24 protein-coding genes are annotated in these 26,076 nt (G+C 62.9%); 15 read left to right on the forward strand and 9 right to left on the reverse strand.

What is annotated here, in order from left to right:
* Positions 1-2 precede the first annotated feature (2 nt).
* The gene (locus AC1Z3V_RS21490) at positions 3-404 is read left to right on the forward strand and encodes an acyl-CoA thioesterase (protein WP_483501586.1); all 402 of its coding nucleotides are present in this window, start codon (positions 3-5) and stop codon (positions 402-404) included.
* A 54-nt stretch (positions 405-458) separates the two neighbouring features.
* On the opposite strand, the gene AC1Z3V_RS21495 is transcribed toward AC1Z3V_RS21490, so the two are convergent.
* Genes AC1Z3V_RS21495 through AC1Z3V_RS21515 form a run of 5 tightly spaced genes read right to left on the reverse strand, consistent with a single transcriptional unit; the run spans position 459 to position 5,005 of the window.
* Entirely contained in the window at positions 459-1,640 is a 1,182-nt protein-coding gene (locus tag AC1Z3V_RS21495) for a thiolase family protein (protein WP_483501588.1), read from the reverse strand.
* Positions 1,618-3,120 carry a class I adenylate-forming enzyme family protein gene (locus AC1Z3V_RS21500; protein ID WP_483501590.1) on the reverse strand — a complete coding sequence of 501 codons (1,503 nt, stop codon included), beginning with the start codon at positions 3,118-3,120 and terminating at the stop codon, positions 1,618-1,620. Before AC1Z3V_RS21500 ends, AC1Z3V_RS21495 begins: the two co-directional genes overlap by 23 nt.
* Positions 3,121-3,124: 4 nt before the next feature.
* On the reverse strand, positions 3,125-3,688 hold the full coding sequence (locus AC1Z3V_RS21505) for a biotin transporter BioY (protein WP_483501592.1): 564 nt from the start codon (positions 3,686-3,688) through the stop codon (positions 3,125-3,127).
* A gap of 37 nt (positions 3,689-3,725) precedes the next feature.
* A complete protein-coding gene (locus tag AC1Z3V_RS21510) occupies positions 3,726-4,331 on the reverse strand; it encodes an energy-coupling factor transporter transmembrane component T family protein (protein WP_483501593.1) in 606 nt (201 codons plus the stop codon).
* On the reverse strand, positions 4,325-5,005 hold the full coding sequence (locus tag AC1Z3V_RS21515) for an energy-coupling factor ABC transporter ATP-binding protein (RefSeq protein WP_483501594.1): 681 nt from the start codon (positions 5,003-5,005) through the stop codon (positions 4,325-4,327). Before AC1Z3V_RS21515 ends, AC1Z3V_RS21510 begins: the two co-directional genes overlap by 7 nt.
* Positions 5,006-5,178: 173 nt before the next feature.
* Between AC1Z3V_RS21515 and AC1Z3V_RS21520 the strand changes: the two genes are divergently transcribed.
* Together AC1Z3V_RS21520 and tldD are read left to right on the forward strand one after the other, a co-directional pair.
* A complete protein-coding gene (locus AC1Z3V_RS21520; protein ID WP_483501596.1) occupies positions 5,179-6,375 on the forward strand; it encodes a winged helix-turn-helix domain-containing protein in 1,197 nt (398 codons plus the stop codon).
* Positions 6,376-6,554: 179 nt separating this feature from the next.
* Positions 6,555-7,970 carry a metalloprotease TldD gene (tldD, locus tag AC1Z3V_RS21525; protein WP_483501597.1) on the forward strand — a complete coding sequence of 472 codons (1,416 nt, stop codon included), beginning with the start codon at positions 6,555-6,557 and terminating at the stop codon, positions 7,968-7,970.
* Positions 7,971-8,163: 193 nt separating this feature from the next.
* On the opposite strand, the gene AC1Z3V_RS21530 is transcribed toward tldD, so the two are convergent.
* The gene (locus tag AC1Z3V_RS21530) at positions 8,164-9,438 is read right to left on the reverse strand and encodes a serine hydrolase (protein ID WP_483501598.1); all 1,275 of its coding nucleotides are present in this window, start codon (positions 9,436-9,438) and stop codon (positions 8,164-8,166) included.
* A 238-nt stretch (positions 9,439-9,676) separates the two neighbouring features.
* On the opposite strand from AC1Z3V_RS21530, the gene AC1Z3V_RS21535 reads away from it, so the two are divergent.
* Positions 9,677-10,735, forward strand: coding sequence for a polysaccharide deacetylase family protein (locus AC1Z3V_RS21535; protein ID WP_483501599.1), 1,059 nt, complete (start codon positions 9,677-9,679; stop codon positions 10,733-10,735).
* Positions 10,736-10,839: 104 nt separating this feature from the next.
* Here the strand turns inward: AC1Z3V_RS21535 and pdxH are convergent, their stop codons facing one another.
* Positions 10,840-11,529, reverse strand: a complete 690-nt coding sequence (gene pdxH / locus AC1Z3V_RS21540) for a pyridoxamine 5'-phosphate oxidase (protein ID WP_483501601.1) — start codon at positions 11,527-11,529, stop codon at positions 10,840-10,842.
* 71 nt (positions 11,530-11,600) lie between these two features.
* Between pdxH and AC1Z3V_RS21545 the strand changes: the two genes are divergently transcribed.
* The 4 genes from AC1Z3V_RS21545 to AC1Z3V_RS21560 all read left to right on the forward strand — a co-directional run bounded on the left by AC1Z3V_RS21545 (position 11,601) and on the right by AC1Z3V_RS21560 (position 15,027).
* The gene (locus AC1Z3V_RS21545; RefSeq protein WP_173515824.1) at positions 11,601-12,053 is read left to right on the forward strand and encodes an RT0821/Lpp0805 family surface protein; all 453 of its coding nucleotides are present in this window, start codon (positions 11,601-11,603) and stop codon (positions 12,051-12,053) included.
* 208 nt (positions 12,054-12,261) lie between these two features.
* Positions 12,262-13,368, forward strand: a complete 1,107-nt coding sequence (locus AC1Z3V_RS21550) for a DnaJ C-terminal domain-containing protein (protein ID WP_483501603.1) — start codon at positions 12,262-12,264, stop codon at positions 13,366-13,368.
* Positions 13,369-13,575: 207 nt separating this feature from the next.
* Complete coding sequence (fabI, locus tag AC1Z3V_RS21555; protein WP_483501604.1) at positions 13,576-14,394, forward strand: enoyl-ACP reductase FabI; 819 nt, start codon at positions 13,576-13,578, stop codon at positions 14,392-14,394.
* Positions 14,395-14,442: 48 nt separating this feature from the next.
* Entirely contained in the window at positions 14,443-15,027 is a 585-nt protein-coding gene (locus tag AC1Z3V_RS21560; protein ID WP_429807752.1) for a histidine phosphatase family protein, read from the forward strand.
* Between the two features lie 48 nt (positions 15,028-15,075).
* Here AC1Z3V_RS21560 and AC1Z3V_RS21565 read toward each other — a convergent pair whose 3' ends face one another.
* Positions 15,076-15,336: a DUF1344 domain-containing protein gene (locus AC1Z3V_RS21565; RefSeq protein WP_113538088.1), complete on the reverse strand. Its 261-nt coding sequence runs from the start codon at positions 15,334-15,336 to the stop codon at positions 15,076-15,078.
* A gap of 295 nt (positions 15,337-15,631) precedes the next feature.
* On the opposite strand from AC1Z3V_RS21565, the gene AC1Z3V_RS21570 reads away from it, so the two are divergent.
* From AC1Z3V_RS21570 to ribB, 3 genes are all read left to right on the forward strand, one after another.
* A complete protein-coding gene (locus AC1Z3V_RS21570) occupies positions 15,632-18,805 on the forward strand; it encodes a bifunctional diguanylate cyclase/phosphodiesterase (RefSeq protein WP_483501607.1) in 3,174 nt (1,057 codons plus the stop codon).
* 114 nt (positions 18,806-18,919) lie between these two features.
* Positions 18,920-20,026 (forward strand): chorismate synthase, encoded by a 1,107-nt coding sequence (gene aroC / locus AC1Z3V_RS21575; RefSeq protein ID WP_483501609.1) that lies wholly within the window; start codon positions 18,920-18,922, stop codon positions 20,024-20,026.
* A 133-nt stretch (positions 20,027-20,159) separates the two neighbouring features.
* On the forward strand, positions 20,160-21,260 hold the full coding sequence (gene ribB, locus AC1Z3V_RS21580; RefSeq protein ID WP_483501610.1) for a 3,4-dihydroxy-2-butanone-4-phosphate synthase: 1,101 nt from the start codon (positions 20,160-20,162) through the stop codon (positions 21,258-21,260).
* 129 nt (positions 21,261-21,389) lie between these two features.
* Here ribB and AC1Z3V_RS21585 read toward each other — a convergent pair whose 3' ends face one another.
* On the reverse strand, positions 21,390-22,001 hold the full coding sequence (locus tag AC1Z3V_RS21585; protein ID WP_483504129.1) for an invasion associated locus B family protein: 612 nt from the start codon (positions 21,999-22,001) through the stop codon (positions 21,390-21,392).
* Between the two features lie 284 nt (positions 22,002-22,285).
* On the opposite strand from AC1Z3V_RS21585, the gene coxB reads away from it, so the two are divergent.
* The 4 genes from coxB to AC1Z3V_RS21605 all read left to right on the forward strand — a co-directional run bounded on the left by coxB (position 22,286) and on the right by AC1Z3V_RS21605 (position 26,071).
* Complete coding sequence (coxB, locus tag AC1Z3V_RS21590; RefSeq protein WP_483501612.1) at positions 22,286-23,167, forward strand: cytochrome c oxidase subunit II; 882 nt, start codon at positions 22,286-22,288, stop codon at positions 23,165-23,167.
* Between the two features lie 20 nt (positions 23,168-23,187).
* A complete protein-coding gene (ctaD, locus tag AC1Z3V_RS21595; protein ID WP_483501613.1) occupies positions 23,188-24,876 on the forward strand; it encodes a cytochrome c oxidase subunit I in 1,689 nt (562 codons plus the stop codon).
* Between the two features lie 98 nt (positions 24,877-24,974).
* On the forward strand, positions 24,975-25,931 hold the full coding sequence (locus AC1Z3V_RS21600; protein WP_429807770.1) for a heme o synthase: 957 nt from the start codon (positions 24,975-24,977) through the stop codon (positions 25,929-25,931).
* Positions 25,931-26,071, forward strand: coding sequence for a hypothetical protein (locus tag AC1Z3V_RS21605; protein WP_113537983.1), 141 nt, complete (start codon positions 25,931-25,933; stop codon positions 26,069-26,071). Before AC1Z3V_RS21600 ends, AC1Z3V_RS21605 begins: the two co-directional genes overlap by 1 nt.
* Positions 26,072-26,076: the final 5 nt, after the last annotated feature.

The raw sequence follows: 26,076 nt of genomic DNA on the forward strand, positions 1-26,076 counted from the left end.
GCATGGACGGCAGGGAACTGGAGAACGTCACGGAAATTCGTATTCCGTTTCGCGATATAGACATGCACGGCCATATGCACAATGCCGCCTACTACGCCCACGCCGAAGCCGCTCTGTCCAGTTTGTGGCGCCATCGCCCGCATGTGGTGAACGAACCGAGCTATCTCGTGCGCCGCTCTGCTTGCGTCTATCACCGCGGCCTGCGCTACGACGAGCCGGCGCGCTTCACGGTCAACGTGGCGAAGATCGGCGGCAGCTCGATCAGCTTTGCCGTCAAGGTCGAAGCACGCGGTCAGCTCGTGGCGGAAGTCGAGGTCGTCTGGGTCGCGGTGGATCCGCAACGGCACACGCCGCTGCCGCTGCCGACCGCGACGCGGGAATGGCTGGCAGCCTTTTCTGTCTAGCGACCGCCATTCCGCGAAAAGTGCGAGGCAATGGTCGCCCGCAATCGCGTGCATTCAAACCGCGCGAAACAGCGCGACGATACCCATCCCGCCGCCAACGCCCATCATCGCCAGCCCCTCCGCACCCGATGGCGCCGTCAACATCTGCGAGAAGAGTCGAACGGTGAGGATCGCGCCCGAGGCGCCATAGGGATGGCCGAGCGCGATGGCGCCGCCATCGAGGTTGATCCTCTCCGCCGGAATGTCGAGTTGGTCGAGGCTGCCGAGCACCTGCGAAGCGAAGGCCTCGTTGAATTCGATGAAATCGACTTTTGCCGGCTCGAGCGCAGGCTGTCGCATCTTGAGCTTCTGCATTGCGAGAACCGGGCCGAGACCGAGCAGGTTGGGATCGACGCCTGCCGTCGCCGCATCAACGAATTCGAGCGCGAAGGGCGCGCCCAGCCGCTGCGCTTCGGCAAGGCTCGTCACCAGCGCCACGGCGGCGCCGTCGTTGATCGGGCAGGCATTTCCGGCCGTCACCGTGCCGCCCTCGACGAAGACCGGCTTCAGCCGCTGCAACGTTTCCATCGACGCATTGGGGCGCGGGCATTCGTCCCGTGACACGACACCAGCCGCCGTCTCGATAGGCACGATTTCGCGGAGGAAGCGACCGGCAAGTTCGGCTTCCACGGCGCGGCGATGGCTTTGAAGCGCAAAGCTGTCCTGCCGTTCCCGAGAAATGCCGCAGGCTACAGCAACATTCTCGGCGGCGACGCCCATGTCCGGATCGCCGATCTCGTCCGGCGCCATGCGGGCGCGCTTGACCGGAGCAAGTTCGCCGCCACGCTCCAGCGGCGGCCGCAGACGGATATGCGCGCGGCTGGCGCTCTCGGTGCCGCCGGCGAGATAAAATCGACCCGCGCCGGCCTGGATCATGCGCGCCGCAAGCGTGATCGCCTCCAGCCCTGATCCGCATTGGCGATCGACGGTGACGCCCGGGGTCGAAACCGGCAGGCCTGCTTCGAGCGCTGCAAGCCGCGCGAGATTGCCGGCGCTGTTGGCGGCGTTGCCGAGAATGACGTCATCGATATCGGTCGCTGCCAGCCCGACATCCGCAACGAGGCGGGTAATCAGCGCCGCCGCCAGCCGCGATGGCTCGACGTCGCGAAGCGTACCATTGACGCGGCCGATCGGCGTTCTGAGTGCCGCGATTATCACCGGCACGCGCGATGGATCAGTCGATGTGTTCGAGGCCATCGTTTTCGTCCGCGATCCATTGTCTGAGTAGGCCAGCCGCCACCTTGCCCGAGCGCGTCATCGGCATCTTCCGGCAGAGCCAGAGGCGACGCGGATGTTTATAGCGGGGCAGGTGGGCGGCAAGATGGCGTTCAAGCGCTTCCCGGTCAAACGCGCTGCCTTCCGGCTCGATGACGGCAACGAGTTCGCTGCCGAGATCCGGATGATCCAGTCCGAGGACGAGGGCGGCGTGTACGCCGGGATGGGCGGTCAGCGTCGCTTCCACCTCTTGCGGATAGATGTTGTTGCCGCCTGAAAGCACCATGCCGCCGGCGCGGCCGAGCAGATGAAGCGTGCCGTCTTCGTCGAGAAAGCCGAGGTCGCCGACCGTCGCAAGCCGACCAAGGCGGCGAAAACCGGCACCGTCGGCGTCGCCGAGATAGCCGTCGGAGACGAGCGTACTGTCGACGAAGATCGTCCCCGTTTCGCCTGTAGGCACTTCGTTCCCCGTGTCACTGCGAATGCTGAGCGTGACGCCGGGAAAGGCGCGGCCGACGGCGGTGGCCGAAGCGGTGTCGTTCTGCGAGGCGACGCTGATAAAACCCAGTTCCGAGGCGCCATAATATTCGATGACGGCAGCCTCCCGAAAGGCAATGGCGGCATCGGCGCGATCGCTGGTCGTCAGCTTTGAACCGGCGACCGTAATCTGTGTGACGGACGGGTATCGGTTGCCGCCGGTGGCGGCGCAAAGCCGCCGCAGCATCGTCGGCACGAGTACGAGACGCTTCACCGCTCCCGCTTCGATGAGGCGCTGCGATCGCACCGCGTCGAAATGGGCGGTGCCGATGAATTCGGCGCCGGCGACGAGCGTTTCGGCCAGCGCATAGAGCGTCAGCCCGTGTGCCAGCGGGCCGGGGGCGAATGTGCGGGTCTCGCTGTCTATTCCGAAGAAACGTTCACCGGTCGCGAGGCTCCGCCGCCATGAACCGCGATCGCGGATGATCGCTTTCGGCGTGCCCGTCGTTCCGGATGTGAAGACGATCAGAAATGGCTCGGTATCGGCGCCGGCTGCAAGCGGCGCTCGCTCTTTGCCATCGGTCTCGCGGAAGGATCGCGTCTCGCCGCTTGCCGGAGCCTGCAGAGACAGGTCGGCGCCATTGGCGCTGATGACGAGATCGGGAGACAGGCGATCGCGCATGGCCTCTCGGGTTGAGGCCGGCAGATGCGGATCGATCAGCGCGACACAGTGGCCGGCACTGGTGGCGGCGAGAAAGGCGGCAGCGAAAAGCGGGTGATTGCCGGCTTCCAGCGCGATCAGGCGCGAGCGGTTGCCAAGTACGCTGCTATGCAAGGTGCTTCCGGTTAGTTCGTCGAATGTTGCAACAAGCTGTCCGGCCAGGCGTTGCAACTCGCCAAAAGTGAAGACCCGGCCCTCGATTTGGAAGGCCGGGGTGTACGGATGTTCATCCGCGTGGCGATTGACCGCGGCGGCAAACGGCATCGGCTCAGGTGCGAACCGGCAGCAGCGGATAGCCGGCATAGACCGCGCGCGCGGCAAGCGTCGCGATCGCAGCCTTCAAGAGGTCACCTGGAATGAAGGCGAGCGAACCGGTGGCGACCGCCAGGAGCGGCGTGCCGGTAGCCGCCGAAACCCAGGGCATGCCGATCGCATAGAGCACGACGATGCCGCCGAGAACGGAGGCGAGGAAGAAGCCGATGAACTGGCGCATCTCCGCCTGGCCCTCGCGCACCATGCGCTCGGCAATGAGGCCGGTGACGAAAGCAGCGACGACCCAGCCGATGATGAAGCCGCCGGATGGTCCGGCGATCACCGCGAGGCCACCGCGCCCACCCGAAAGTACCGGCAGGCCGATGACGACCAGAAGCAGGAACAGCAGGAAGGCAAGCGCCCCGCGCTTGGCGCCGAGAATGCAGCCGGCGAGCATGACGCCCATCGACTGTGCGGTGATCGGCACGGGAATGAAGCCGAGTGTAATCGGCGGGATGAGGCCGAGCACGACGACGATCGCGGCGAAGAGGGCGATGAGGACGAGGTCTCTGGTATTCATGCGGGTCCGGTTCCCTTGTGTATTAGTGGGTGCGAATTTATTGACGGCGAAAGCCGCGCGCGTCAATTGCCGCGGCAATCGTATCGGCATCCTTAAGCGTCAGGATGATGAGCGGGCCGATGATCGTCAACGGCCTGACGGGCAGACCGCGGGCGCGATGGGCCTCGCGGATCGCCTCGTAGCGCGCAAAGATATCCGGGACGAAGCGCAGCACGAGCCCCAGCGCCAGGCTGATATCCGCCGCCCGCACCAAGCCCAGCCGTTCGAGCGGCGTCAGCAGGATGGTGACTTCGTCCATGAAGGCGCTGATCGTCGTCGTTGCCGTGACTGCGGCGGCGAACAGCACCAGCGCCATCAGGCGCAATGTCAAAGCCGCGACCTCGGCAACCGGCAGGAGAAAGAGGTTGACGGCAGCCAGGAAGAAGATCGTCAGGAAGACGAAGCCGACGCGTTTGAACGCCTCCTTCCAGGAGAGCCCGACCGACAGATAGAGGCCGGCGGCAATGGCGAAGGCGATTGCCTGAAGCGCAAGAGACGCGCTGAGGAAAAGCACGATGCTGAGTATCAGGAGCGCAATGAGCTTCAACCTCACCGGCAGGCGGTGCAGCAGGCTATCGCCCTCGATGTGCAGGCTCGTCAGCATCCGGCGATCTCGTGGTAGTGGCGGATCGTTTCGTGTGGGTTGCCGTCGGCGGCAAGCCGACCCTCGTGGAAGAGCAGCAGCCGGTCAACTTTCTCGACGAGCGCGAGATCGTGGGTGATCACCACCGTATCTTCCGGCAATTCATCGATTGCCGCGGCCACCCGGCGCCGGTTCCTGAGGTCGAGCTGGTTCGTCGGCTCGTCGAGGATGAGGATCTTCGGGTCGGTGACGACGACGCTCGCCATGGCGACGAGCTGGGTCTCGCCACCCGAAAGCTCATGCACGCGCCGTCGTGCCAGATGTTCGATGCCGAAGCGCGACAGCGCGCCTTGCATGCGGCGATCGATTTCCTCGCGCGAAAGGCCGCGGTTCTTCAAGCCGAAGGCAATATCCTCGGCTACGATGGGCATGATGAGCTGGTGCTGCGGGTTCTGGAAGATAAAGCCGGCTTCGGAAAGCACGGCGCGATCATCTTCGACGGTATTCAGCCCGTTGACCGTGACTCGTCCCGAGGAAGGCTTGACCAGGCCATTGATCAGCCGGGCGAACGTGGTCTTGCCGGAACCGTTGAGGCCGATGATGCCGACGCGTCTCTCGCCGAGCGTGAGGGTCAGGGGGTGCAACGCCACCCGCTCGCCGAAGCGGACCGCGCAATCGGTAAAGCGGATGTCCATTCCGTCCTCGCTGTCTTCGGCTCGCGCCGTTTTCGGGTTGCTCTATAGGCCAAGTCCGACAACAAGGGCAATGCGGTGTCTGGAGCAGGAGCGGGATGCGGAAGGAATACGGCGCACGTTTCCTCAGCCTGTTCCAATTTGAATTATGGGAATAAAAGCCTATTCTTGTCGCCATGACGATTCGCCTTTCCAACAGCGACGCCCGTCGCATCTTCCTCGCCAAGCAGGGCCTTTCCGGTGCGCCGAACCGTGCGCTCAGCAAGGAGGGGCTGCTCAAACTCATCCACGACATCGGTTTCGTGCAGGTGGACAGCATCGCCACGGTCGAGCGCGCCCATCATCAGATCCTGTTTGCCCGCAACCAGACCTATCGGCGCGAGCATCTGACCGCGCTGCTGGAAGATGATCGCGATCTGTTCGAACACTGGACCCACGACGCCTCGATCATTCCGAGCAGCTTCTTCCGCTACTGGAAGCATCGCTTCAAATGGGAGGGCGAGACGATTGTCGAGCGCTGGCGGAAATGGCGCGGCGAAGGCTTCGAAAAGGGCTGCGACGAGACCTATCAGCGCATCGCCGAGGGCGGCCCGGTGCTCGCCCGCGACCTCAAGGAAGCCGAACACGAGTCCGGCGGCTGGTGGAACTGGCATCCCTCGAAGACGGCGCTTGAAGTGCTCTGGCGCACGGGCAAGCTGGCGATCGCAAGGCGCGAGAATTTCCAGAAGGTCTATGATCTGACCGAGCGGGTGATCCCGCCGCATCATCAGGATGGCGACGTCAGCCATCAGGAGTTTATCGACTGGGCCTGCCGCAGCGCGCTCGAGCGCCTGGGCTTTGCCACCCACGGCGAGATCGCCGCCTTCTGGGATCTGGTGTCTCCCGATGAAGCCAAGGCCTGGGTTGCCGAGCATCGCGACGAGCTCGATGAAGTCGCGATCGAGGCGATCGATGGTGGGCGTCCGCGCGCCGCCTTTGCTTTCACCGGTTTTCCGGAAACGCTAGGTGATATTCCTGAACCGCCGGGCCGTGTCCGGGTGCTCAGCCCCTTCGACCCGCTGCTGCGCGACCGCAGCCGCACGGAGCGCCTGTTCGGCTTCTTCTATCGCATCGAGATCTTCGTACCCGAGGCCAAGCGCGAATATGGCTACTACGTCTTTCCCTTGATCGAAGGCGATCGGATGATCGGCCGCATCGACATGAAGGCGGACCGCAAGCGCGGCAGCCTCGACGTCCGCAAGCTCTGGCTCGAGAAGGGCGTCCGGGCGTCGGCGGGCCGCCTGGAACGCATCGATGCGGAGCTCGACCGTGTCGCCCGTTTTGCTGGCGTCGATCGAGTCGAGCGCCTCGAAGGCTGGAACGCGGCGCTTTAGATCACGATGATTTTTGGTCTCATCGACCAAAAATCATCGTGATCGTCTCTCATAGGTTAGAGTGGCATGAGGAAAACCGCACACACTCCTCATCCCGCTCTAGGTGAGATTTTCCTTGGCTTGAACCCGCGGCCTTCCTAAATGGGGGCCATAGATATCTTGATGCGGGAGCGCAGCACATGAACACCGATCTGATGAGCCTCTTCGATGCCGACGAGGCGACGATCCGCAAGGTTCTCTCGGAGACGCTCGCCGCTGCCGACGACGGCGAACTGTTCCTCGAACATGCCCAGGCCGAGGTGCTGTCCTTCGACAACGGTCGCCTCAAGGGCGGAAGCTTCAACACCGACCAGGGCTTCGGCCTGCGCGCCGTCGCCGGCGAGGCGGTGGGCTACGCCCATTCCGGCGAGCTTTCCCTGTCTGCCCTCCGTCGAGCCTCCGATGCGGTGGCGCAGGTAACGCGCGGTTACGCCGGCTCCTATGCCGCCGCGCCGCAACGTACCAACAAGAAGCTCTATGGCGATGAAAACCCGATCGGCGAGCCGAGCTTCGAGGCGAAGGTTGCGCTGTTGCAGGAGATCGACGCCTATCTGCGCGCCAAGGATCCGAAGGTCCGCCAGGTCACCGCCTCGATCGCGGCGAGCTGGCAGGTCGTCGATATCCTCCGGGCCGATGGCCATCGCGTCCACGACGTCAGGCCGATGACGCGCATCAATATTTCCGTCGTCGCCGGCGACGGCGACCGGCAGGAGAGCGGCTCCTACGGCACCGGCGGACGCCGCGGCTTCGGCGATTTCGTCACGGAGGAAAACTGGAAGACGGGCGCCGATGAGGCGCTGCGCCAGGCATTGGTCAATCTCGAGGCGATCGACGCGCCGGCCGGCACCATGGACGTGGTGCTGGCATCCGGCTGGCCGGGCGTCATGCTGCACGAAGCGGTCGGCCATGGCCTCGAAGGTGATTTCAACCGCAAGAAGACCTCGGCCTTTGCCGGCCTTATGGGTGAACAGGTTGCGGCCAAGGGCGTGACCGTCGTCGACGACGGCACCATCGAGGCGCGTCGTGGCTCCATTTCCATCGACGACGAAGGTACGCCGTCCGGCTACAACGTGCTGATCGAGGACGGCAAGCTCGTCGGCTATATGCAGGACCGCCAAAATGCCCGGCTGTTGGGCATGCAGCCCACCGGCAACGGCCGCCGCCAGGGCTACGCCCATGTGCCGATGCCGCGCATGACCAACACCTACATGCTCTCCGGCGACCGCACGCCCGAGGAAATCATCGCCTCGGTCAAGAAGGGGATCTATGCCGTTTCCTTCGGCGGTGGCCAGGTGGACATCACCTCCGGCAAGTTCGTCTTCGGCTGCACCGAGGCCTACCTGATCGAGAACGGCAAGATCGGCGCGCCGGTGAAGGGCGCCATGCTGATCGGCAACGGTCCGGACGCGATGAAGCGGGTGACCATGGTCGGCAACGATACCAAACTCGACACCGGCATCGGTAATTGCGGCAAGGCCGGCCAATGGGTGCCCGTCGGCGTCGGCCAGCCGCACCTGCGCATGGACCAGATCACAGTAGGCGGCACGCAGGCATAAGGAGAGCGATGGCGGTCTTCGTGCTGTCCTTTCTGTCGCCGAAGACCGCAACGCCTGGCCACGAACGACGGTTCGAAGGGGATGCTGGCGAGGAAGGACTGCTCCTTGGACACGGAGCAGCAATGCGACTGGTGGCTTGCCAATTGCGTCCGCAAAACCGCAATTGAAAAGCGGCGTGGTCGAGCCGCCGCCGTCAGCCGCGTGACGGCAGCATCATGCAATCATAAGAGCGCTGCTTGAGCGCGTTGCAGGCGGCCGCTGCAGCGTCCCGGCTCGAAAAGCCGACGAAGCGGGCGCGATAGACCGCATTTGCGCCCTTGCCGACAGCTTCGGTATAGGGCGTGGCTCCGGCGAGCGGAGCGCCCGCTTCGGAGCGCGCCTGGGCAAGCAGCATGCGCGCCGCCTCAGCCGAAGGTGCCGCCGAAATCTGGATCTGCCAGCCGCCGGGTACGGGCGTCGCCGCGGTATTTTCGATCTCGGTGACCTCGGTCGGCCGTTCCGCGGGGATCGCCGTCGCGGATGTCGCTGCGATCAGCGCCGCAACGGAATCCTGCTTGGCGCGCTGCGGCGCGGCGTAGGGCATCGGAGCTTCGGCCGTTGCTACGGATGCCACTTCCACTGCACTTTCGGCCGGTTTGCCACCGCGCGTCGACGCCACGAGCTGCCGTCCGCCCTTTGCCGCCTTGCCGACATGGCGATCGAGAAGCGCCGCCATCTTGGCATCGCGGCTGCGTGCCGTTCTGCCGCCAAGCACGACGCCGACCACCCGGCGATTGCCGTCCTTGACGGCGCTGACGATGTTGAAGCCCGAAGCGTTGGTATAGCCGGTCTTGATGCCGTCCATGCCATCGTAGCGATACATCAGGTTATTGTGGCCGCGAACCTTGCGGCCGCGGAAATTGAAGCTCTCGGTCGCAAAGAGCTGATACTCTTTCGGGAAGTCGCGCATCAGCGCGACCGCCAGCGTCGACATTTCCCGTGCCGTCGTCACCTGCTTGCTCGCCGGCAGGCCCGAGGCGTTGACGAAGACCGTCTTGCCCATGCCGAGCTGCCGCGCCTTGGCGGTCATCATCCGCGCGAAGTTGGCTTCCGTGCCGCCAAGCTTCTCAGCCATGGCCGCTGCCGCATCGTTGCCCGAGCGCACGATCATGCCGAGTACCGCCTCGCGAACCGTGATGGTCATGCCGGGCTTGAGGCCGAGGCGCATCGGCGGCTTGGCCGCCGCTGCCTTCGAGACCTTGATCTTGCTGTCCCAGGAGAGTTCTCCTCGCTTGAGCGCCTCGAAGGCCATGTAGACCGTCATCATCTTGGTCAGCGACGCCGGGTGGTTGAGGACGTCAGGATTTTCTGCCGACAGAACCTTGCCCGTGCGCGCGTCGAGCACCAGCGAGGCGGTCCCGGCGACCGCTGTCGCCGACCCAAGTGCGAATGCGAAGGTTGCCAGCAGGAGGCAGCGCAGAGCTTTCATGTCTATCCCCGTCGAAAAAGCGCCATCGGTCACAGGCGCGATGCTGTTTCGTTTTGTGACAAGATCCGTGTCTTTGCTGCAACTTTAGGGCTGAATGTTACAGTTCTACCCTGTTTTCGAGGTTGTGGTAAATGGGCGATAAATGTTCTCTCGTTCAACAAGGTTTAACGCCCTCCTCGTTAACCTTGGAGCCTGCAGAGCGCGGCACGAACGACGCTCTGGCGCCGCACGGGGAAACATGGGGCCGACCATCAAGAACACGATCAGGACGATTGTTCGCCGCGCCGCGATCGCCGGCGGGCTGGAGGTCGCCGGCGGACTGAGCCGCGCCGGGCTGATGGCTAGCGCGCGCGGGCAGGGCGCGATCTTCACGCTGCACCATGTCCGGCCGAAGCTTGTGCGTGCCTTCGATCCCAATGGCCATCTGGAGATCACGCCGGAATTCCTCGACGCGACGCTGACGACGCTGAAGCGCGACGGCAATCGTTTCGTCGCGCTCGAACAGTTGCCGGATGCGCTGGCCACTGGGGGCGGGCCGATCGCCTGTTTCACGCTCGATGACGGCTACCGGAACAATCTCGAGCATGCGTTGCCCGTGTTCGAGCGCCACCAGATGCCCTTCACCGTCTTCGTCACCGGCGGCTTCATCGACCGCACCCATACGCTCTGGTGGGAAACGCTCGCCGACCTGCTCTCGACGAACGAGACGCTGCGCTTCGACTTCGGCGGCGGTGCCGAGACACTGCAGACGCGCGCGACAGCGGAAAGGCAGGCGGCTTTCCATCGTGTCGCGGCGTTCGTCCATGGCCGCGATGAGGCGACGGCCATTGCATTGCTGAACGCCGCAGCGATCGAACACGGCATCGATCCGCTGGCGATCACCGAACGGCTGACTTTGGATGAGACGGGGTTGCGGCGGCTGATCGAAAGCCCGCTGGCAAGCCTCGGCGCCCACACGATCAGCCATCGCTCCGTTGCACGCCTGAGCGATGCGGATGCCAGACGAGAGATCCGCGAGTCGGCGGAGCGTGTCGAGGCTATCACCGGTCGCCGGCCCCTAACTTTCGCTTATCCCTATGGCGACGCACCGGCGGTCTCGCCGCGCGACCATCGGATCGTCGCCGATCTCGGTTTCACTCTCGCGGTCACGACCCAACCCGGTACGTTAGCCGCACGGGCCCACTCCCGGCTTCACGCGCTGCCGCGCATTTCGCTGAATGGTCATTTCCAGCGGGCCCGTTACGTCTCGGCACTGGCCTCGGGCATCCCTTTCCGCCTGCAGCGCCGCGCGCCTTAGACGCACAATGGTCGCTGCAGCATTTCGAAGTGCTGCATTTTTCGTCCTTCAATGGGCTACGATCAAAGGAAACATGCAGCAGCGGACGCTTGAACGGCGGCCAATCACGGATACATCCGTACCTTTTCCCAACCGCCCTCGGGTGTTGCCCGGCGGAATTCCAACCGATCATGCAGCCGGAACGGACGATCGTGCCAGAATTCGATCGACGTCGGGCGGATCCGGAAACCGGACCAGTAGCTCGGGCGCGGAATTTCGCCGAGCGCGTAGCGGGCGGTGTATTCGGCGACGGCCTTTTCCAGCGCGAAGCGGCCTTCAAGCGGGCGTGATTGTTTCGATGCCCAGGCGCCGATGCGGCTGCCGCGCGGCCGGCTCTTGAAATATTCGTCCGCCTCTTCGTCGGTGACGATCTCGACCGGACCGCGCACGCGCACCTGCCGCCTCAGGGATTTCCAGTGGAAGCACATGGCCGCCTTGCGCGCGCCAAGGATTTCCTGGCCCTTCTGGCTCTCGAAATTCGTGTAGAAAACGAAGCCGCGCGCGTCGAAGCCCTTCAGAAGGACCATGCGGACATTCGGCAATCCGTCGCTGTCGACGGTGGCGAGAGCGACCGCATTCGGGTCGTTGATTTCGCTGCCTTCCGCGTCCTTCAGCCATGTGCCAAACAGGGAAAAGGGTTCATTTGATTCGGTGAAGTCACCGCTTGTTAACTCATTCGCCGCCATATTGCGTTCCAATGCCGTGATGTCTGGCGCGGAAATGCTTCGGGATGAGCCCGACCGGTATTTCCGCATCGAAAATGTCGGAGCCTGTATGTTGACCTTGTCGAGAAACGTGCGGCTCCAGCGAGTCTGACAGGATTGCCGTGCAAGACATAGCAAAGTGGATCGACGCCAAGAAGGGGTATTCCTTCGCCTTGCTGCGTAGCGCGGCAATTTGCCTGCCGGTCCTGGCGCTTTCCGGCTGCATGGGCGCGGGACTCGACCTCTTCGGCAGCAGCGTCGACCGCACGGTCTCCACCGGTACCGTTCCCGTTGCCAAGACGTCCGATGGCCTCTCCGACGCCGTGATGGTTCGCAATGCCGTGACTTCGGCGGAACTAGGCGGCGGCATGATCAACCCGATCCCCTGGGCCAATGCGACTTCGGGCAGTGCCGGTGTCATCAGCAGCATTCAGGAAGACCGCGCGAGCGGCATGCTCTGCCGCCGTTTCACCACGACGCGCCATTCCTATGAGGGTATCGCAAAGTTCGACGGCAGCACGTGCCAGGGCGGCGATGGCGCCTGGTATCTGACGAGCTTCGGTCCGCGCGATTGAGTCAAGGCTCGGAAATCGGCGATTAACCACAATTCTCTAAAGGTGCGAACGATCATCCTTGGTGCTCATTCCAGAGCGTGCGGCGCCGCTGCGGCTAACCACTATTTAGCAAGTTCTCCGGATCATCGGTGCTCAGTGGACGGGCGGCAACGACGCCTTCAATCGGGGCATGAGGCGGGCGTCAGGGAGAGGCCGCCGATCAGAGAAGATGGTAGAAGCCATGCGTGATCCCTATGTGATCCTCGGTGTCCGGCGCAATGCCGGCCAGGACGAAATCAAGGCGGCCTGGCGTTCGCTGGCAAAGGCCGTGCATCCGGACCATAATCAGGACGATCCCACCGCGGCCGAGCGCTTTGCCGAGGCAGGCAAGGCCTACGAACTTCTGCGCGATCCGAAGCTCAGGAGCCGCTACGATTATGCGCGCCGCGAGGCCGAGCTACGTCGCATGGAGGCGATGAAGGCAAAGATGCGCGGTAATGTGCAGGAGGAGGCGCCTGTCGACGCGGAGACCGCCGAGGACGCCATCTCGCAGATTTTTGGTGCGGAAGCGCGGGCCAAGTCGGCCCGGCCGTCATCGAACCCCACGTCGAACCCGTCGCCCAAGCCAGCACCGAAGCCGGCAGCGGCGAAGGAACCGGAGCGGCCTGCTCAGACAACCGAGGCAAAGCCTCAAACCGCGGGCGAGGTGCCGCAAGAAGCCGCCGCCAAGGCGGAATCGCCGTTCATGCAGCGCGCCGCAGCGCCCGCAGCCGAACTCGTCGCAGCCATCGTCCGGCGCATCCGCGGTCGGGCCGCGAAGACCGCCGAGAAGGTGCCCGATCTGGCCGTTGATCTGGCCGTCAGCATCGAGGATCTGATCAATCGCCAGCGCCTGACAGTCGAACTTCCGGATGGCGAGAGCCTGAAGGTTCAAATTCCCCCGGGTGCCGTCGACGGCCAAACCATTCGCCTTGCTGAACAGGGCTATCGCGTCACCGGCATGAGTCGTGGCGACGTGGTCGTTACGCTTCGGGTCGATCAGGGTGGCGCTTTCCGCACCCGCGGTCTTGATCTGCTGACGACCTTGTCGATCGATCTTCAGGGCGCCGTCCTCGGCTGCGAGGAGCGCATCGAAACGCCAGTCGGGCCGGTGACCGTCGTCGTGCCCGCCTGGTCCGGGTCGGACAAGACCATCCGTCTCACGGGCCACGGCCTGCCTGGAAGCTACGGCACCCACGGCGACCTCCTGGTCGAGCTGCGCCTGGTTCTGAATGAAACGCCGGATGAGAAGGTGACCGATCTGATGAAGTCGCAGCGCGACGGACTCTATCTGTGACGGTCCGTTTGTGACAGTTCTCTGACACTTTGAACCAATATTACGGGGACTAACAGTTCCTGATGTCGGCCGCGCTTGAACCACTCCGGCGGCTATGCCATAGGCAATTCTCGACATTTTGCCGCACCCGTTCCGGCGGTGCGTCTGCGACATTTGTGAATCGGCAACGGCGCCGGCAGTTGCTGGAAATAGTATTGGGGACTTACCATGGCTCAGGCATCCGGTCTGATGAAGGGCAAACGCGGCGTCATCATGGGCGTTGCAAACAACCGTTCCATCGCATGGGGCATTGCCAAGGCCATCCACGCGCAGGGTGGTGAAGTTGCGTTGACCTATCAGGGCGACGCGCTCAAGAAGCGCGTCGAGCCGCTGCTCGCCGAGATCGACGGCTTCATGGCCGGCCATTGCGACGTCAGCGAGGAGGCCAGCATCGACGCCGTCTTCGACACGCTCGAAAAGCATTGGGGCAAGATCGATTTCGTCGTTCACGCGATCGGTTTCTCCGACAAGGACGAACTGACCGGCCGCTACGTCGATACGTCGCCCGAGAACTTCGCCAAGACGATGCAGATCTCGGTCTACTCGTTCACCTCGGTCGCCCGCCGCGCTGAAAAGCTGATGACCGATGGCGGCTCGATGCTGACCCTGACCTACTACGGCGCCGAAAAGGTCATGCCGAACTACAACGTCATGGGTGTCGCCAAGGCTGCGCTCGAAGCCAGCGTGAAGTACCTCGCGGTCGACCTCGGCCCGAAGAACATCCGCGTCAACGCGATTTCGGCCGGTCCGATCAAGACGCTGGCTGCCTCCGGCATCGGCGACTTCCGCTATATCCTCAAGTGGAACGAGTACAACGCGCCGCTGCGCCGGACCGTAACGATCGAAGAAGTCGGTGATGTCGGCCTTTACATGCTCTCCGACCTGTCGCGTTCGGTTACCGGTGAAGTCCACCATGCCGACAGCGGTTACCATGTCGTCGGCATGAAGGCCGTGGACGCGCCCGATATCTCCGTGATCAAGGACTGACCGAACCTCCACGGGTTCGGTCGACGGCCTGCTGCCCGGAGACATGTTGTGCTGATCTATATGATCCGTCACGGACAGACCGACTGGAATGCCGAAAGCCGGCTCCAGGGGCAGAAGGACATCCCGCTCAATGATTTCGGTCGCCAGCAGGCGACCGGCAATGGCGCAGCACTTGCCGCTATCCTCGGCACCGACGCCGCGCATTTCGACTTCGTTGCGAGCCCGCTTGGCCGCACGCGCGAGACCATGGAGCGCGTGAGGCTGGCGATGGGGCTCGATCCCACCGTCTACCGGACGGACGAACGGCTGAAGGAAGTTTCCTTCGGCGACTGGGAAGGGCACACGCTTCCAGAACTCAAGCGTTCGGCGCCGCAAAGAATCGCCGAACGGCGCGCGGTGAAATGGGACTTCATCCCGCCGGGACCCGATGCCGAGAGTTATGAGATTCTGTCCTGGCGTGTTGCCGCCTGGCTCAAGGATGTGACCAAGCCGACCGTGTGCGTCAGCCATGGCGGTGTCATCCGATCGCTTTTCAAGCTCTTTGGAGAAATGGAGGCCGAGGAGGCCGCGTCTGCGGCGATCCCGCAGGATCGCCTTCTGCGTATTTCCGGCGGGACCATTGGCTGGATCTGACCGCTGAAATGAAGGAGCCGCCCCCGGAGAGAAGGGCGGATCGCTGCTTTACTGTACGATTTCGAGATCGTTGATGACCCGTTTGCCATCGACTTCCGTGTAGAAGACCAGAACCTTCACGCCTGCCTTCAGGCCCTCGAAATTGAACTCTTCAGGCGCCTGGTAGCTCTTGCCGTCATCGAGCTGGAGGCTGAGGCGCTCGGTATCGACACCCGTAATGGTAGCTTCCACGTCGGCGCTTTCCGCAAGAGCGGATAAAGGCGAAAGCAAGCCGGCGGTGGCCATGAGCGCGGCAATGACAAAACGCATCTTTCTTGCCCTCTTCAACGATTCTGCGAACATCCCTGTCATCACCCTTGGCCCTCGATTGTGGCAAAAATTGCCTTGTAGCTTGGCTTTTGGCCGTCAGGCCCCGGTTTTTTGACGGGCCGTACGACGCCGGAAGACTGGACGGCGACACCGCTTTTTTCAAGCGGGTGGGCGCCGAAGCCGGGGAGGCGGAGCGCCGATTTCCCCATGAATCATGGGGTTTTCCAAGGATTTGTGACGAAAGCCAATCTTAAGACTCGCTCGCTACCTTTGGTTGGGGATCGAGGGGAAGAGATTGAAGATCATCGACGTTCTGCGCCAGCGCGTTCGGGCGGCCGCCAGATTTGCGAAACCATCGCTGATACCAGCGGTGATCGCCGGCCTCGTCGTCTTTGCCGGCGGCTACGTCTACGAGCGGCAAAATCGCGAAAATTTCCAGAATGATCTCCGGATCGACGTCGAGAATGAACTGAACCTCATCGCCAATCGGTTGCAATCGGCGATAAACACCAACATTGCGGCGCTGAACGGGTTCGCCAACAGCATCGGCGTGCACCCGGCGATGACGCCTGACGATTTTACCGTCATGGCAACGAAGCTCCTGCTGCAGAACCCGCAGATGGTGCGCGCTTCGGCCGCGCCCGGCGCCGTGGTGTGGATCGCCTTTCCCCGTGAGAGCCAGCAGTGGTTCGTTGGCACCGATTTCAACAGGTTCGGCGCGACGAGACACGCCATCGAGCGGGCGTCGTCGACGGTGAGGCCGGTGATGATCGGCCCCATTCGCCTGCCGAGCGGACGCAACGGTTTCGAACTTTTCCTGCCGGTCTTTTCCAAGATCCAGGGGCGCATGGAGCGCTGGGGCTATGTCGAGGCCATCATCGACGAGAAGGCGCTCTATCACGCGGCGCGCCTCCTGGAGGCCGGCAGCGAAGCACCGGAACTGATGAAGGATCATCGGCACATCGACGTTCACCTCGCGATCAGGGATATCTCCGAGCAGGAGCGGATCCAGGATGCGTTCTTCGGCGACGATGCGCTTTTCCGCAAGGCGCCGGTGACCCGCCGGCTCGATCTGGCCGGCGGCGCCTGGGAGCTCGCGGCCATGCCGATCGGGGGCTGGGATCAGCTTCCCGAAAACATAGAGAGCATTCGCCTGGCGATCGCCGCCGCGGTCGCCATCGTGGTGATCCCGATCCTTTTGACCGGCGGACTCGTCAACGAGCGGCAGCGTAACATTGCCAAATTGAAGGCGCGGGAAGGGGAGCTGATGACGCTGTCTCACCGGCTGAACCTCGCGCTTGACGCTTCCAAAATCGGTATCTGGGAGATCGACGTCGAAACGCAGCAGCGCTCCTGGGACGATCGCATGTTCCATCTGCATGGGCTCGAGGTTCATCTGGAGGAACCGACCTATGAGGAATGGCGTGCAACGGTGCACCCGGAGGATATCTGCATCGCCGCCAACGCGCTGTTCCGCAGCCTGGACGACGGATTGGAATACCGCTCGCAATACCGGGTCGTCCTACCTGACGGTGCGGTGCGCCATATCCGCAACGTTGGCTCCGGCCATCGCGGTGCCGACGGCCGTGCAAAGGTCACCGGCATTAGCTGGGATGTCACGGACGACGTCATGAAGACCGAGCGGCTGACTGCGGCCAAGGCCCAGGTCGATCAGCAGAATCTCGAACTCGAGCAGGCGCTGAAGGGTCTTTACGAGCGCGAGCAGGACCTTGAACTGCTCTCGCGCCGCCTCGACCTGGCGCTCGATTCCTATCGATGCGGCATGTGGGAGGCCGATCTCGATAGCGGACTGACCTATTGGGACGACCGCATGCACCAGCTCTGCGGTCTCGTCTATACCGATGGGATCACCAATGAGGAGACGTGGCTCACCGCGCTTCATCCCGAAGATCGGGCGTCGGCGCTGGACGCGGTCAACCGCGCCATTGCGGCGGACGAGACCTATGTGCATCAGGCGCGCGTGGTTCTGCCGGCCGGCGGCGTTCGCCACATCCGGTCGGTCGGCAAGCTGCATGTGGCGCCGGATGGCGCGCGCAAGTTTGTCGGCATGGCGCTCGATGTCACCGAAGACGTGCTGATGACCGAACAGTTGCGCGCGGCCAAGGCGATGGCGGATGCGAAGAACGCCGAGCTGGAACAGGCACGGGTGCGGATCGAGCACAACGCCCTTCACGATCCCCTGACCGGCCTCGGAAACCGCCGCATGCTCGACAAGACGCTGGAGCGCCTGGCAAGGGCCGGTGATCGTGAGGATATCGCTATCCTTCATATCGATCTCGACCGTTTCAAGCAGATCAATGACACGCTTGGCCATGCCGCCGGCGACGCCATGCTGATCCACGCCTCCGAAATCCTCCGGGCAAACACGTCGCCCGGCGACATCATCGCCCGCATCGGCGGTGACGAGTTCGTGGTCGCCGCCATCGGCGCGCCGGGCGAGGCGGTATTGGCGGCGCGCTGCGACCGGATCATTGCCGCGATGCGCCAGCCGGTCGATTACAACGGTTTTCCCTGCCGCTTCGGCGTCAGCATCGGTGTTGCGGTCGGCCGCGGCGCGGAGATCGATGCGCGCAAGCTGCTCGTCAATGCCGACATCGCCCTCTACCGCGCCAAGGAGGCGGGCCGTAACCGCTATCAGTTCTTCACCGAAGTGCTGCAGGCGGAAGTGGTGACCGCCAAGCGGATCGCGGACGAAATCCTCGAAGGCATCGAGCGCGACGAGTTCGAGCCCTGGTACCAGCCGCAGTTCGACGCAACCACGCTCGCGCTTTGCGGGGTGGAGGCGCTGGTGCGCTGGAACCATCCGCGTGAGGGCATCCTGACGCCGGATCGTTTTCTTGGCATTGCCGAGGAGTTGAACGTCACGGCGGCGCTGGACCGCCTCGTGCTCGAAAAGTCGCTGGCCGACCAGATGCGGTGGGCCGCTGCCGGTGTGCGGGTGCCGAAGATCTCGGTCAATGTCTCGGCCAAGCGGCTTCAGGATGACGACCTCCTGTCCTCTCTCGAGGGCCTGAGCATCGCGCCCGGCAAGATCTGCTTCGAACTGGTGGAATCAATCTTCCTCGACGAGAGCGACGACATCGTTGCCACCAATATCGAAGGCATCAAGAAGCTTGGCATCGATATCGAACTCGACGACTTCGGTACCGGCCACACCTCGATCGTCAGCCTGCTGAAGATCAAGCCGAAGCGGCTGAAGATCGATCGGCAGCTCGTCGTTCCGGTCTTAAGCGCCCGCAGGGAGCAGGCGCTGGTCCGTTCGATCATCGACATTGCCCGCTCGCTCAACATCGAGACCGTGGCCGAGGGCGTGGAGACCATGGCGCACGCCGAAATGCTCGGCATCCTCGGCTGCGACGTTCTGCAGGGCTATGCCTTCGCCAGGCCGTTGAGTTCGGAGAAGTTCCTCGCCTTTGCCACCGAGCGTGGCTTGCGCCTGGCTTCGTGACGAAGGCGACGGCAGCAGACGCAAAAGTCTTTCCCCGTCCCCGGCTTTCCACTAAGAGAGGGCATCCGCGTACGAAACGTACGGCCGTTGCTTGCTTAAGGTCCGGTAGTCTTCATGTCGCATAATACTTTCGGTCATCTCTTCCGCGTCACCACCTGGGGCGAAAGCCACGGGCCGGCGCTTGGCTGCGTGGTGGACGGCTGCCCGCCCGGCATCCGCTTCACGCTTGCCGAGCTCCAGGCCTGGCTCGACAAACGCAAGCCCGGTCAGTCGCGCTTCGTGACGCAGCGCCGCGAGGACGATCTCGTCAAGGTACTGTCAGGCATGATGTTCGACGAGGACGGCGAGACGATGATCTCGACCGGTACGCCGATCTCCATGCTGATCGAAAACACCGACCAGCGTTCGAAGGACTATTCCGAGATCGCCAAGCGTTACCGCCCGGGCCACGCCGACTACACCTACGACCTGAAATACGGCATTCGCGACTATCGCGGCGGCGGCCGTTCGTCGGCGCGCGAAACCGCGGCGCGCGTTGCTGCCGGTGGCATCGCCCGCAAGGTCGTTCCGGGTCTGGTCGTGCGCGGCGCGCTCGTGCAGATCGGCAAGCACAAGATCAACCGGGCCAACTGGGACTGGGCCGAGGTCAACAACAATCCCTTCTTTGCCCCGGACCCGGAGATCGTGCCGGTGTGGGAAGAGTATCTCGACGGAATCCGCAAGGCCGGCTCCTCGATCGGCGCCGTGGTGGAAGTGGTCGCCGAGGGCGTGCCCGCCGGCATCGGCGCGCCGATCTATGCCAAGCTCGATCAGGACATTGCCTCCAACCTGATGTCGATCAACGCCGTCAAGGGCGTCGAGATCGGCAACGGCTTCGGTGCCGCCGAGATCACCGGCGAGGAGAACGCCGACGAGATGCGCATCGGCGCCGATGGCAAGCCGGTCTTCCTCTCCAACCATGCCGGCGGTATTCTCGGCGGTATCGCAACCGGCGAACCGGTGATCGCGCGTTTTGCCATCAAGCCGACCTCGTCGATCCTCACCGAGCGCCGTTCGGTCGACAGCGATGGCAACGAAGTCGATGTCCGCACCAAGGGCCGCCATGACCCTTGCGTCGGCATTCGCGCCGTGCCGATCGGCGAGGCGATGCTTGCCTGCACGATCGCCGATCACTATCTGCGTGACCGCGGCCAGACCGGCCGTCACTGCACAATTCCTTAAATCGGAAACGATTTAAGGACAAAATTATGCAGCAACTTAAAGTGTTGCAGCGACCTTTGTGCGTCTAGTAGACGCGCGACGCTGTGAGGAATTCGGCCTCAGCAATTCGGCCAAGCAAGTTGGGAAGAGCACCATGTCCTATGATCAGAAGCGCGTCGTCGACGCCATCCGCGCCTTCGAGGCCGGCGAAATCGTCGTCGTGACCGATGACGACGGCCGCGAGAACGAGGGCGACCTGATCGTCGCCGCAGTGCATTGCACGCCGGAGAAGATGGCCTTCATCGTGCGCCATACCTCGGGCATCGTCTGCACTCCGATGCCGCGCGAGGAGGCGAAACGCCTCAACCTCAATGCCATGGTCGCTGAAAATGATTCCGCCCACACGACGGCCTTCACCGTTTCGGTCGATTTCAAACATGGCACGACGACCGGCATTTCCGCCGACGACCGCACGCTGACGGTGCGCAATCTCGCCAATCCCAATGTCGGGCCGACGGACTTCGTTCGCCCCGGACACATCTTCCCGCTGGTCGCGCGTGAGGGCGGCGTTCTCATGCGTTCCGGTCACACGGAAGCTGCCGTCGATCTCTGCAAGCTCGCAAGCCTGCCGCCGATCGGCGTGATCTGCGAACTCGTCAACGACGACGGCACCGTGATGCGCGGGCCGCAGGTCGCGAGCTTTGCCGAAACCAACGGCCTGAAGCAGGTTTCGGTCGCAGACCTCATCGCCTATCGCCAGCGCAAGGAAACACTGATCGAGCAGGGCAGCTCCTTCGACATCGAAACGCCTTACGGTCCGGCCAAGGGGCATTCCTATTCGCTGCCCTGGGACCCGATGCAGCATCTCGCCGTCGTCTTCGGCGATATCCGCGACGGCGTCGACATCCCGGTCCGGCTGCATCTCGAAAATGTCGGCGCCGATGTCTTCGGCAAGGAATGCCAGATCGACCGCATCATGAAGCGCATCGCCGAAGAGGGCAGGGGTGTCATCGTCTATCTGCGCGAAGGATCGGTCGGCGTCGGCGTGTCGAAGACGGCCCGCAAGGGCAAACACGATCGCGAAGCGCATGACGAGGCGCAGGCGCGCGAGAACGAATGGCTGGAAATCGGCCTCGGCGCGCAGATCCTCAAGGATCTTGGCATCAGCTCGATCCGCCTTCTTGCCTCGCGCGAGCGCCACTATGTCGGCCTCGAAGGCTTCGGCATCAAGATTGTCGGAACCGACATCATCTGAAGCACGACGCTTCTGAATACGACAAAGCCCGGATCCTCGATCCGGGCTTTGTCGTTTGTACCGATGCCAACAAAAAACCGCGCTCGAAGCGCGGCGTTCTGTATTCTTCGTGAGAGTTGCGGGGCCCGCTCAGGGCAGGGCGTCGTAGCCTTCGCCGAAGCCCTTGAGATCGACCGGGATGCCGATGCCTTCCTCTGGCGACTGGAAGACGATGAAAGTGGCGGTAGCGCCGGAACGGAAGGTCTTCAGCAATTCATCTTCGAGCACGACTTCGGCATAGCAGCCATCGGAGAAGCAGCGCACGAAGTAGGCGCGGCCGATATCCTTGCCGTCAACATTGAGGCCGAGGCCGTTCGGCAGCAGAACGCCGAGCGGGGCGAGCACGCGCAGGATCTTCGCCTTGCGGTCCGCCGTCTTCAGGACGACGACCGACAGGCCGACTTCCGGCCGGTCTTCGGCAATGACGTTCTGCATCAGTGCACACTGGTCGGTGGATGCGCCGGCCGGCTGATCGCAAACGATCGACCATGCGCCGTGATTGGACTTGACTGTGCCGGGGGTCCCGGCGGGCTGCTGGGCCAGGCTCTGAGCAGGGAGTGCGAGAACGGCAAGGCCGAAGGCGGCAAAGGCCGACAGTCGCGAAAAGAGGGGCAGGCCCATGTAAACCTCAAAACGTCGAATCATCAGGCTATTCTTGAAGCGCGCGGGAATAAATGAAAAGCCCTGCGGGGCACATTCCAGCGCCATATGGCGGAAATTGGGCGGGTAAACGCCCCTATCCTGTGTGTTGCCGCGCCAACCGCGTGCAATCGCGCCGCTGCAGGCGCGGAAGACGTCATATAAGTCGATTCGTGACGGCTTCTAAGGGGTGCCTGTGTGAAAAGATGCGTTTGTGCAAAAATGCCGCATGGGGTTGATTGGTCAGATGTTGCGGCATCGGACAAACTGTGGTTTGAAGCGCAGCAGTATCGCAGGGATTCTGCGTTCCGGTTTGATCCTGATCAAGCGCATTGGGGAGACACATTGTGAAAAACAAGGCTTATGCAGTTCTGGCAGCGCTTGCCTGTCTGCTTTTTGCTTCTAGCGCCTTTGCTGACAAGCCTGTCGAATGGCAGACGAATCTTCAGCCGGCCGCTACGGGCATCATGGAAGAAATCACGTGGTTTGAGCATTACACCCTGTGGTTCATCATTCCGATCACCCTCTTCGTTCTCCTCCTGTTGATCATCGTCGTGGTCAAGTTCCGTGAAGGCGCCAACCCGGTTCCCTCGAAGACCAGCCACAACACCGCGATCGAAGTCGTCTGGACCGTCGGTCCGGTTATCGTGCTTCTTTTCCTCGCCATTCCGTCCTTCCAGCTCCTGACCGCGCAGCTCACGCCGCCGGCCAATCCGGATCTGACGGTCAAGGCGACCGGCAACCAGTGGTACTGGTCCTATGAATATGAGGTCGGCGAAAGCCCGCTTTCCTTCGACAGCCTGCTGATGAAGGAAGAAGACCGCGCCGCACTCGGCAAGGAAGACAAGAAGGAATATCCGCGCCTGCTCGCCGTCGACAACGAAGTTGTCATCCCGGTCGGCAAGACGGTTCGTGTCCTCGTCACCGCCGCCGACGTGATCCATGCCTTCGCAATGCCTGCCTTCGGCGTGAAGATCGATGCCGTTCCCGGTCGCCTGAACGAAACCTGGTTCAAGGCTGACCGCGAAGGTCTCTATTACGGCCAGTGTTCCGAGCTCTGCGGCAAGGATCACGCCTACATGCCGATCGCCATCCGCGTGGTTTCGCAGGAAAAATACGACACCTGGCTCGCAGCCGCCGCCACGAATATCGGCGATGCGAACAAGGCGCTCATGGCGTCCATCGAAGCGGCCAAGACCGTCGACGTCGCCGCTAACGCCGCACAGTAATCGGAAGGGGAGCCTGACCCATGGCTGGAACAGCCGTTCATCACGATCAACGCCATGATCACTCCGATCATGGCCACGCAGACCATGCGCACAAGCCGCTGAGCTTCTTCCAGCGCTGGTTCCTGTCGACCAACCACAAGGACATCGGCACGCTGTACCTGATCTTCGCGATCATCGCGGGCATCATCGGTGGCACGCTTTCGGTGTTCATGCGCGCCGAACTGCAGGGGCCTGGCATCCAGATCTTCCACGGTCTGGCGCAGATGGTCTACGGCTTCGAGGGCGATGCTGCCATCGACGGCGGCAAGCACATGTTCAACGTGTTCACGACCGCGCACGCGCTCATCATGATCTTCTTCATGGTCATGCCGGCGCTGATCGGCGGTTTCGCCAACTGGATGGTGCCGATCATGATCGGTGCGCCGGACATGGCGTTCCCGCGCATGAACAACATCTCCTTCTGGCTGATCGTTCCGGCCTTCCTGCTCGTGCTCCTGTCGATGTTCGTCGAGGGACCGGCCGGTGCCTACGGCGCCGGCGGCGGGTGGACGATCTATCCGCCATTCTCGACAGCGGGCATGCCCGGGCCGGCCATGGATTTCGTGATCCTCGGCCTGCACATCGCCGGTGCATCCTCGATCCTCGGTGCGATCAACTTCATCACCACGATCCTGAACATGCGCGCTCCGGGCATGACGCTGCACAAGATGCCGCTGTTTGCCTGGTCGGTCCTGATCACCGCCTTCCTGCTGCTGCTCTCGCTGCCGGTTCTGGCAGGCGGCATCACCATGCTGCTCACCGACCGCAACTTCGGCACGGCCTTCTTCGCGCCTGAGGGCGGCGGCGACCCGATCCTGTTCCAGCACCTGTTCTGGTTCTTCGGTCACCCGGAAGTGTACATCCTGATCCTGCCGGGCTTCGGCATCATCAGCCACATCGTCTCCACCTTCTCGCGCAAGCCGATCTTCGGCTACCTCGGCATGGCCTACGCCATGGTCGCGATCGGCGCCGTCGGCTTCATCGTGTGGGCGCACCACATGTACACCGTCGGCATGTCGCTCGACACGCAGCGCTACTTCGTCTTCGCGACGATGGTGATCGCTGTTCCGACCGGCGTTAAGATCTTCTCGTGGATCGCGACGATGTGGGGCGGTTCGATCCGCTTCACGACCCCGATGGTCTGGGCGATCGGCTTCATCTTCCTGTTCACCGTCGGTGGCGTCACGGGCGTTCAGCTCGCCAATGCCGGCCTCGACCGCTCGCTGCACGACACCTACTACGTGGTTGCTCACTTCCACTACGTTCTGTCGCTCGGCGCCGTCTTCGCGATCTTCGCTGCCTGGTACTACTGGTTCCCGAAGATGTCGGGCTACATGTACTCCGAGTTCATCGGCAAGCTTCACTTCTGGGTCATGTTCATCGGCGTGAACCTGATCTTCTTCCCGCAGCACTTCCTGGGCCTCGCCGGCATGCCGCGCCGCTACATCGACTACCCGGATGCGTTTGCCGGATGGAACATGGTTTCGTCCTACGGCTCCTATGTCGCAGCCGTCGGCGTGCTGATCTTCCTCTTCGGCGTCCTGGAAGCCTTCGCCAAGAAGCGCGTCGCTGGCGACAACCCGTGGGGCGAGGGTGCGAACACTCTGGAATGGCAGCTTTCTTCGCCGCCGCCGTTCCACCAGTGGGAGCAGCTCCCGCGCATCAAGTGACGGGCAACGAACAGAAGCCGCCGGTTCCGGCGGCTTCACCCCGCCGGGAAACCGGCGATACGCGGCCCTTGCGGCCGGGACCAATGCAGGGACAGGACATGACGGTCATCGACAATCACGAAGCAGTCGGCATGGAAGGCGCACCGCGTCTGTCCGAAGCCTCTGCGCGCGATTATTTCGAGCTTCTGAAGCCGCGTGTCATGTCCCTCGTCGTCTTCACGGCGCTCGCCGGCTTGGTACTCGCGCCGGGCCATATCAATCCCTTCATCGGTTTTATCGCCATTCTCTGCATCGCCGTCGGCGCAGGTGCGTCCGGTGCGCTGAACATGTGGTATGATGCCGATATCGATGCGGTCATGAGCCGTACCGCCAAGCGCCCGATCCCGGCAGGCAAGATCCTGCCGCGGGAAGCGCTGGCTTTCGGTCTGACGCTCTCCGCCTTTTCCGTGATCATCCTTGGGCTCGCCGTCAATTGGCTCGCAGCCGGGTTGCTCGCCTTCACGATCTTCTTCTACGTGGTCATCTACACGATGTGGCTGAAGCGCTCGACGCCGCAGAACATCGTCATCGGCGGTGCCGCCGGTGCTTTCCCGCCGATGATCGGCTGGGCTTGCGTCACCGGCGCCGTGTCGATCGAGAGCATCGTTCTCTTCCTGATCACCTTCCTGTGGACGCCGGCGCATTTCTGGGCGCTTGCCCTCTTCAAGATGGGCGACTACGGCGCCGTCGGCGTGCCGATGATGCCGAATGTCTGCGGTCAAGCGACGACCAAGAAGCAGATCGTCATCTATGCCGTGCTGACCGCGCTCATCGGGATCTGTCCCACCCTGCTCGGCTTCGCGAGCATCGGTTACGGCCTCGTGGCAACGGCACTCGGCCTCGGCTTCATCTGGTATTCGATCGGCGTGCTGCGCATGCCGGAAGCGGATGAGCGCATGCTGCCGGCCAAGAAGCTGTTCGCCTTCTCGATCATGTATCTGTTCGTGATCTTTTCCGCCCTGATGGCGGATCACCTGATCGTCAATATCTGGCTGAATGCCGGGAGTATTGCCTGATGGAAACCGTCAAGCTCACTGAAGCCCAGAAGAAGTCGCGCCGCGGCCGCAATATTGCGCTCGGCTTCGTTCTCGCCGGGCTCGTCGTCCTCTTCTACATCGTCACGCTGATCAAGTTCGGCAACGGCATGGTCAACTGAGGCAG

This window comes from Ensifer sp. 38_S197, assembly GCF_056924495.1.

Coding starts and splice junctions, on each gene's coding strand:
- AC1Z3V_RS21490 (WP_483501586.1), top strand. CDS start 3: ATGGACGGCAGGGAACTGGAGAACGTCACGGAAATTCGTATTCCGTTT.
- AC1Z3V_RS21495 (WP_483501588.1), bottom strand. CDS start 1,640: ATGGCCTCGAACACATCGACTGATCCATCGCGCGTGCCGGTGATAATC.
- AC1Z3V_RS21500 (WP_483501590.1), bottom strand. CDS start 3,120: ATGCCGTTTGCCGCCGCGGTCAATCGCCACGCGGATGAACATCCGTAC.
- AC1Z3V_RS21505 (WP_483501592.1), bottom strand. CDS start 3,688: ATGAATACCAGAGACCTCGTCCTCATCGCCCTCTTCGCCGCGATCGTC.
- AC1Z3V_RS21510 (WP_483501593.1), bottom strand. CDS start 4,331: ATGCTGACGAGCCTGCACATCGAGGGCGATAGCCTGCTGCACCGCCTG.
- AC1Z3V_RS21515 (WP_483501594.1), bottom strand. CDS start 5,005: ATGGACATCCGCTTTACCGATTGCGCGGTCCGCTTCGGCGAGCGGGTG.
- AC1Z3V_RS21520 (WP_483501596.1), top strand. CDS start 5,179: ATGACGATTCGCCTTTCCAACAGCGACGCCCGTCGCATCTTCCTCGCC.
- tldD (WP_483501597.1), top strand. CDS start 6,555: ATGAACACCGATCTGATGAGCCTCTTCGATGCCGACGAGGCGACGATC.
- AC1Z3V_RS21530 (WP_483501598.1), bottom strand. CDS start 9,438: ATGAAAGCTCTGCGCTGCCTCCTGCTGGCAACCTTCGCATTCGCACTT.
- AC1Z3V_RS21535 (WP_483501599.1), top strand. CDS start 9,677: ATGGGGCCGACCATCAAGAACACGATCAGGACGATTGTTCGCCGCGCC.
- pdxH (WP_483501601.1), bottom strand. CDS start 11,529: ATGCGGAAATACCGGTCGGGCTCATCCCGAAGCATTTCCGCGCCAGAC.
- AC1Z3V_RS21550 (WP_483501603.1), top strand. CDS start 12,262: ATGGTAGAAGCCATGCGTGATCCCTATGTGATCCTCGGTGTCCGGCGC.
- fabI (WP_483501604.1), top strand. CDS start 13,576: ATGGCTCAGGCATCCGGTCTGATGAAGGGCAAACGCGGCGTCATCATG.
- AC1Z3V_RS21565 (WP_113538088.1), bottom strand. CDS start 15,336: ATGCGTTTTGTCATTGCCGCGCTCATGGCCACCGCCGGCTTGCTTTCG.
- aroC (WP_483501609.1), top strand. CDS start 18,920: ATGTCGCATAATACTTTCGGTCATCTCTTCCGCGTCACCACCTGGGGC.
- ribB (WP_483501610.1), top strand. CDS start 20,160: ATGTCCTATGATCAGAAGCGCGTCGTCGACGCCATCCGCGCCTTCGAG.
- ctaD (WP_483501613.1), top strand. CDS start 23,188: ATGGCTGGAACAGCCGTTCATCACGATCAACGCCATGATCACTCCGAT.
- AC1Z3V_RS21600 (WP_429807770.1), top strand. CDS start 24,975: ATGACGGTCATCGACAATCACGAAGCAGTCGGCATGGAAGGCGCACCG.
- AC1Z3V_RS21605 (WP_113537983.1), top strand. CDS start 25,931: ATGGAAACCGTCAAGCTCACTGAAGCCCAGAAGAAGTCGCGCCGCGGC.